This is a genomic window from Methylobacterium sp. (assembly GCF_019745455.1).
In the GTDB taxonomy this organism is placed as follows: Bacteria; Pseudomonadota; Alphaproteobacteria; order Rhizobiales; family Beijerinckiaceae; genus Methylobacterium.
Window position 1 is genome coordinate 1 of the sequence record NZ_JAIETD010000140.1, and the last position, 5,892, is coordinate 5,892.

The following is a 5,892-nucleotide window of genomic DNA, read 5'->3' on the forward strand; positions in this document are numbered from 1 at the left end:
GGAGCGTGGCGCAGCCCGGTTAGCGCACTAGTCTGGGGGACTAGGGGTCGGAGGTTCGAATCCTCTCGCTCCGACCAATAAAATCAGTCACTTAACCCCCGCGTGGCTGTCTATTTCGGAACGGTTTGCAAAACGGTTTGCATCTTCCTGTTCCGGCGATGTTCGTCCAGCTTCGCGATCGCCGACACGGCTAGGGCCCGAGTGCGGGCCAAATACCGATCTAGGATCTTCTGAGCGTGCGCCTGGGAGTGGCCGGTGATGGTCGCGATCTCGGCAGTCGTGCATCCCGCCTCAGCGAGCATGGTGACTGCCGTCCCGCGCAAGTCGTGGAAGTGCAAACCGTCGGCGATCTGCGCCTTCTGGAACGTCTCGGTCCATTCCTCGTGGAAGCGGCGCTTCACCCACGCACCACCGGCAGCGTTCACGAGGACTGTGGTCGCGCGCCTGGGGGCCTGGTCGAGCGCGGCCTTTAGCGCCTGAGTCGCCGGCACGTAGATCAGACGACGGCTCTTTCCCTGGCGAAGTGTGATCGCCGTCCCGTCGTAGGCGCTCCAGGGCAGTGCCAGGAGATCGCCCTGTCTCTGGCCGGTGTGAAGCGCGAGCATCATCGCCAGCCGGATCTCGGGGCTCGCTGCGGCCTCGAACGGCGTGACGTGCTCAGGTAGCCAGATCATCTCCGAGCGGTCGGATCGGTAGGCGCGCTCGAATGTGGCGATCGGGTTGTGCTTCAGGTGGCCGCGATCGACGCCCCATGCGAACACGCGAGCGAGACGCGCGAGCTTGGCGTCGGCCGCGCGTGGATGCGTTTCGGCGAGGCCCTCGTGCCACTGGAGGAAAGCCGGCCGGCTGCGTGGGTTTTCCACGATGGTCAGCGGTGTCGAGGCCCAGCGCGTCTCGCAGGCCTTCAGATCGAATGATGCGATCTCTCGCGTTGAATCGGCGAGCTTCTTCGTCCAGGCGCTGGACTGCTTGTACTTTCGGATCAGCCATTCGACAGTGCCGACGCTTCGCTCGGTGGCCGCGTTCTTGGCAGCCGCCTGAAACGACGCGACGAACTCGGGCGTGCCGGGCTCGCCCTTCAGCTTCGTTCCGGTTGCGCGATGATAGTAGTGGGTCCGTGTGGTGCCGTCCGCGAGCGGCTTCCGGACCGTGTTGATGCCCTTCAGCCTAACGCGCATTTTCGGCCAGCCATTCGTCAATCGACGGGGCGGCATCGTTGAACAGGCCTGAGCGCCGATCAAGGGCGCGATCGATCGCCTTGCGGTCCCAGCGTTGGGTGCCGGGAATCGGACCTGGCACGATCCCGCGTCGACGCCAGTTGTCGAAGGCATCGACGGTCTCGCAGCCACAATACTCTGCGGCTTGCTCGCGGGTGAGCCCGCGCGGGACGAGGCCGATCGGGAGCGTCGTCACCCTGCCCTCCCCTCGGCTGGTCGCCACAGCTCCAACGGCTGGCCGCTCATGATCCGGTGCCCACCGCGCGCCATCGGGTGCTTCGGGTTGCCCTGCGGGGTGACCGCGAAGGCGTGAAGGTCGAAGTGGCCGTCGAGAGAAAGGGCCCGCAGGACGCGGGTGGTCTGACGATCCGACCTCGGCACCAAGTTGCCCCAGGCCACGATGCGGACCGGGGCGGCGGCCGTCAGCTCGCGCATCAAGGCGAGGTTCTGCTCGACATGGGCGGCGTGCGCCTCCCAATCGATCGAGATCTGGCGGTTGCGCCAGGCGATCATCTCGTCTGGGCTGCTGGTGACCTTCGTCTCCCAATTCACGACGGTGAAGCCGCCTATGCCCGGACGATTCGCCAGAAGGTCGAACAGGCGGCAGACCGTCGGGTCGTTCTTCTCGACGCCGGCATCGCTCGGGTTGCACATGCCGACGAGCGCTCGCGGCTCGTCGCTCCACCACCGATCGAGGCGGAGCCGGTGCTCGCCGCACGGACTGAACACGGCGGAGGCTTGATGCGCTGGAGCGGGCATCAGCTGCACCCCGTCGTCGATCCGCAGGCCTGGCATGTCAGGCAGGTGCCGGCGCGCTTCATCGCGAAGCTACCGCAGCTGCCGCACATATCGCCGGTGAAGCCGTGGGCGCGTGCCACCTCGCGTGGCGAGGGCGCGGCGACCGTCTCAGCGACGACGATGGGCGCTGCAGCCCTGGGCGGCGCCGGCGCGAGTGTCAGCCGCTTCGGATCGAATGTCCGCTGCGCCGCGTCTCCGCTTACCCGAAGGAGCAGGTTGCCGAGGTCGCGGATCTCCGCTCGCGTCATCGACAACACGATCAGGGTGCGATCTTCGCCGCGCATCATGCTGAGATCGAGGTCAACCTGATCGCAGCCTGTGTGAACGACCGGCGCGAGCGTCCAGGAATCGAACCCGTGGCCGCGGAAGGCGTCATCCGACATGGCGCATCTCCGGCATCGCGAAGAGGTCCGGCTTCTCGGCTGCGACTTGGGCCGCATAGTCCGCAGCAATCGCCTCCATGGTCGCAATCTCGCGGTCGGCATCCGCCTGTGCCATCCGGCCGCTGGCGACGAGCCCGGCATAGACCCGGCGGCGTTGGCTGACCTCGCGTTTGGCGCAGCGGAGCTTGTCGGCAGCGGTGAAGGCCTCAGCCATTCTTCGGACCCTCCAGAAGCAAGGGGTTCGTCGGCATGTCGCCGCGGTCGTAGGCGACCTGGAGCTGCGGCTCGATCCATTGGCCTACGGTCCTACCGTCCGGCAGAACGATGTGAGCGAGCCACTCCTGCTCGACCGTGGTCACACCCTGGGCGACGGCTTCGATCTTCGCCTTGATGATGAGGTACAGGGCACGCCACTTCGACCGGCGCACCTGATCCGTCGCGTCACCCTTGATCGGCACCTCGATCTTCACCAGGCGGCCGGCGAGCTCGAACATGACGATGGCCTCGAGGCGCTCGTCCATGTGGACGACGCGGTTGGCCTTCGCCTTGCGGAGCATCGCCTCGATGTCCTGCCGAGACTTGGTCACCGGCACGGTCGTTTTGTCGGCGTAGACCTTGGTCGTCATGCTGCGGCTCCGATGTCGAGCGCATCAGACGGGACGAGCGGCGTCCAGCGGATCAGCACGCCTTCGAAGGTCAGGACGTTGCCGCCCTCCGGCGGGTGTTCGTCCCACCAGAAGCGGATCATGTCCGCGAGGCGGGTGAAGCCGTCGGCTCGCGCGAAGGCATCCATCTGATCGCCGATTAGGTACCCGTCGCCGACCTGCATCAGCTCGGCGACCGCACGCTTGGAAAAGCAGAAGCGTACCGGAAGGACGGCGACGCACGGCGCCCGTCCGACCAGCCTGCAGTGCTTCGTCCGCATGCCGGTGTAGAGCTGCACCTCCTCGCCCGGCCGCGCGTGGCGCTTGCGGTCGGCGCGGATCGTCTGCGCCTTCGTGCCGGCGAGGATCGGCGGCCCGAACCGCTTCCTGAAGCTGTAGGCGACCATCAGGCGGCTCCGATGAGGAGTGGTTGGACCGTGCCGTCGGAGAAGACGGCATCGAGCGGCACGTCAGCGACCGGCTCGTCGCCGGACCACCGCTGCGGCCAGGTCCCGGCGGCGATCAGCTCACGAATTCGCCCCTCTTCCTCGGCGTTGAGGATGTCGACGCGCGGCCGGCCGAGGCGATCGGCGGCATCGTTGCAGGCCGCCTGGATGGCGAGGATGTCGTCGAGGGCTGCGAGCCTGGCCGGGAGCGTGATCGGTCCCATGCGCTGCTGATTGCGGACGAGGGTTCCGTCCTTCCGCTTCTCGCCGCCCGGCTGGCGCAGGCGATTCCTCGCGAGTCGGAGCCGGCGGTAGATCGGCCTCAGGCCAAGAAGTGGCGTGAGGTGGGACCAGGCCGGCAGCGCGATCACCGCGTTAAGGGCTTTGTCCTCGCTCGCGAGAGGGCACCCGATGCACCCCGTCCGAGCGTTCACCTCCTCAGCCTCGTCGCCGCCGTAGGCATCGGCGAGCATGGCCGTTGCCCAACCGCCGTAGCGGGCCATGGGCGCGAACACCTTCAGCCAGTCCCAGACGTTGCAGACCCGCCAATGCAGGATCGGCGCGAGCGTCGCCAGGCGGCCCCGGACGCCTTTCATTCCCGGCAGGACCTGCTGATACCAACCCTGGCCGCACTCGGCGCCGTCCCGAGAGCAGGACATCTCGATCCGGCGGTCGCGGATCGCGCTCTCGCCCTGGCGCACCCCGGTGATGGTGAGCACCGTCTCCGTTTCGGGCAGCCCGGCAAGGTCGGCCTCGATCGCCGCCGCCATCGGGTCGATCTTGATCTGCCGCGTGCACCAGCGGAGCGTGTTGTTATTCGGAGGCGGGACGCCTCGGCCGAGGATGTAGACGAGGAAGCGGCGGTCCAGCGGCGCGGTCACAACGCGAAGCCGAATCCACGGGAAGCGGGCGAGGCGAGCCATGACGTCGGCCGCCGCGATTGCGAGCGGTGTCAGCTCCTGCCGTGTGTCGGCGTAGTAGACGGTCAGCGTCTTCGGCGGAGCGAGCCGGCCAGCCTCGATCAGGTGCACGATGAGCGTCAGCGTCGCAGTGCTGTCCTTGCCCCCAGACCATGCGACCGCCCAATGATCGTGTTTCGGACCATGCTCGGCGAGCGACATGAGCGTCAGCTCGACGGCATCGTCGTAGACGAGCCGTTCGGCACCTGCTGCGAACAAGTCGGCTTGACGGATTGAGAGCGCGCTCATGCGGCCCTCACGTGGACAAGTGCTGCGCTTACCCTTGTCGTGGACCTTACGGACACGGCACAACTGCCGCTCACCTTCAGGGGTATTAAGTGAGCACGCGATCCTGGCCGATGGCCTTCCTTGCGGTCGTCGGAGCCGCGATCCTGTTCGCAGTTTTTATGGCTATCCCGTGGATGGCTGACGCCTGCACAACCACCAAGCTTGAGGCGGGAAAGGCTCTCATTAGTGGACCGGGAGGCTGCGTCGAGTTTTGGTTCAATCGCTACCAGACGTTTTTCTCCGCACTCATTGCCGGTGTGATCGCCGGGATCGGCGCTGCTCTTCTGTTTCGTCAAACTCGTGCAACCGAAAGGCAGGTGGCATCTCAAAGATACGAGTTTCTTGAAAAGAGAATTGGCGAGGTTAGAGGCCTTCAGTCTGCTGGTGCCGCCTTGTACAAAGCCTGCGCGGTTGAACTTCATCCGGGCCGTATGATCCGTCATTCCGGTCCGCCAACCTGGGCCAAAGGTTCCCTGATGAGCGCAGTCGAGACGCCGATTGGCGACTACAGGGACTGCATAGAAGCTGGGCGAATTGCTGTGTCGAACTTGGTAGTGGCAGTGGAAAGACTTAGCGTCTCCGAGACTGTGTCCAGAACTGCCATTCATCTCCACATCGAAGCGCACTTCTTCTTGAATGCTTGCTGGGATGACGCCAGGGTTCCTGTCGTAAACCTGGGGTGGGGTGAGCAACCTCCGCCACCCTCGATCGGTATCCGCAGCCCCGCTTCGCACCAGCGTTTCAACAGTTTGATGGGCCAATACGGAAGGTTGAACGAGGCCGTCGACCAAGAAATTGCTGCACTCGTTGAGCGGCGCGAGCAGGCTAAAGTTGTAGCAATGTGAGGTGTTCGGGCAAATTGGAGCCGGCATCAGCGTGCGCCCCGCTTCAGGCTGTCGTACCGCATCCGGCGCGGTTGCCACGACCAGCGTTTCTTCCGGCCGGAGCTGGCGCGTGCCGGTGGCACCGGCGCTGAGGTGCCGTCCGGCGCGGCATGCGAGGAACCGAGGGGCTCCGGGGCCGATGGCTGAACTGCCAGCTTTATCGTCGTTGCCGCCGCCGAAGCCGGCTCTGCCAACAGAGTGTTGATTTCCGTTGAGAGTTGACCCGGCGGAGCCCGAAGTTTCCATCGAGAAGTGACCCGTGTCTGAACCCAC

9 protein-coding genes are annotated in these 5,892 nt (G+C 65.5%); 1 reads left to right on the forward strand and 8 read right to left on the reverse strand.

Going from position 1 to position 5,892, the window contains the following annotated elements:
• Positions 1–110: 110 nt before the first annotated feature.
• The 8 genes from K2Y56_RS23550 to K2Y56_RS23585 are packed head-to-tail and all read right to left on the reverse strand — an operon-like array spanning position 111 to position 4,696.
• Complete coding sequence (locus tag K2Y56_RS23550) at positions 111–1,178, reverse strand: tyrosine-type recombinase/integrase (RefSeq protein ID WP_292513637.1); 1,068 nt, start codon at positions 1,176–1,178, stop codon at positions 111–113.
• Positions 1,168–1,413, reverse strand: a complete 246-nt coding sequence (locus tag K2Y56_RS23555) for a hypothetical protein (RefSeq protein WP_292513639.1) — start codon at positions 1,411–1,413, stop codon at positions 1,168–1,170. The genes K2Y56_RS23550 and K2Y56_RS23555 overlap by 11 nt, the downstream gene beginning before the upstream one ends.
• Positions 1,410–1,976 carry a DUF1643 domain-containing protein gene (locus K2Y56_RS23560; RefSeq protein ID WP_292513642.1) on the reverse strand — a complete coding sequence of 189 codons (567 nt, stop codon included), beginning with the start codon at positions 1,974–1,976 and terminating at the stop codon, positions 1,410–1,412. Before K2Y56_RS23560 ends, K2Y56_RS23555 begins: the two co-directional genes overlap by 4 nt.
• Positions 1,976–2,398 (reverse strand): hypothetical protein, encoded by a 423-nt coding sequence (locus K2Y56_RS23565; protein ID WP_292513645.1) that lies wholly within the window; start codon positions 2,396–2,398, stop codon positions 1,976–1,978. The genes K2Y56_RS23560 and K2Y56_RS23565 overlap by 1 nt, the downstream gene beginning before the upstream one ends.
• A complete protein-coding gene (locus K2Y56_RS23570; protein WP_292513647.1) occupies positions 2,388–2,612 on the reverse strand; it encodes a hypothetical protein in 225 nt (74 codons plus the stop codon). Before K2Y56_RS23570 ends, K2Y56_RS23565 begins: the two co-directional genes overlap by 11 nt.
• Complete coding sequence (locus tag K2Y56_RS23575; protein ID WP_292513650.1) at positions 2,605–3,024, reverse strand: hypothetical protein; 420 nt, start codon at positions 3,022–3,024, stop codon at positions 2,605–2,607. Before K2Y56_RS23575 ends, K2Y56_RS23570 begins: the two co-directional genes overlap by 8 nt.
• Positions 3,021–3,449: a hypothetical protein gene (locus K2Y56_RS23580; protein WP_292513653.1), complete on the reverse strand. Its 429-nt coding sequence runs from the start codon at positions 3,447–3,449 to the stop codon at positions 3,021–3,023. The genes K2Y56_RS23575 and K2Y56_RS23580 overlap by 4 nt, the downstream gene beginning before the upstream one ends.
• Positions 3,449–4,696, reverse strand: coding sequence for a phosphoadenosine phosphosulfate reductase family protein (locus tag K2Y56_RS23585; protein ID WP_292513656.1), 1,248 nt, complete (start codon positions 4,694–4,696; stop codon positions 3,449–3,451). The genes K2Y56_RS23580 and K2Y56_RS23585 overlap by 1 nt, the downstream gene beginning before the upstream one ends.
• Positions 4,697–4,806: 110 nt before the next feature.
• Between K2Y56_RS23585 and K2Y56_RS23590 the strand changes: the two genes are divergently transcribed.
• Complete coding sequence (locus tag K2Y56_RS23590; protein WP_292513658.1) at positions 4,807–5,580, forward strand: hypothetical protein; 774 nt, start codon at positions 4,807–4,809, stop codon at positions 5,578–5,580.
• Positions 5,581–5,892: the final 312 nt, after the last annotated feature.

What these genes read in the sequence shown, in the direction of transcription:
- K2Y56_RS23575 (WP_292513650.1), bottom strand. Translation starts at nt 3,024, where the DNA reads ATGACGACCAAGGTCTACGCCGACAAAACGACCGTGCCGGTGACCAAG.
- K2Y56_RS23590 (WP_292513658.1), top strand. Translation starts at nt 4,807, where the DNA reads ATGGCCTTCCTTGCGGTCGTCGGAGCCGCGATCCTGTTCGCAGTTTTT.
- K2Y56_RS23565 (WP_292513645.1), bottom strand. Translation starts at nt 2,398, where the DNA reads ATGTCGGATGACGCCTTCCGCGGCCACGGGTTCGATTCCTGGACGCTC.
- K2Y56_RS23580 (WP_292513653.1), bottom strand. Translation starts at nt 3,449, where the DNA reads ATGGTCGCCTACAGCTTCAGGAAGCGGTTCGGGCCGCCGATCCTCGCC.
- K2Y56_RS23550 (WP_292513637.1), bottom strand. Translation starts at nt 1,178, where the DNA reads ATGCGCGTTAGGCTGAAGGGCATCAACACGGTCCGGAAGCCGCTCGCG.
- K2Y56_RS23585 (WP_292513656.1), bottom strand. Translation starts at nt 4,696, where the DNA reads ATGAGCGCGCTCTCAATCCGTCAAGCCGACTTGTTCGCAGCAGGTGCC.
- K2Y56_RS23560 (WP_292513642.1), bottom strand. Translation starts at nt 1,976, where the DNA reads ATGCCCGCTCCAGCGCATCAAGCCTCCGCCGTGTTCAGTCCGTGCGGC.
- K2Y56_RS23570 (WP_292513647.1), bottom strand. Translation starts at nt 2,612, where the DNA reads ATGGCTGAGGCCTTCACCGCTGCCGACAAGCTCCGCTGCGCCAAACGC.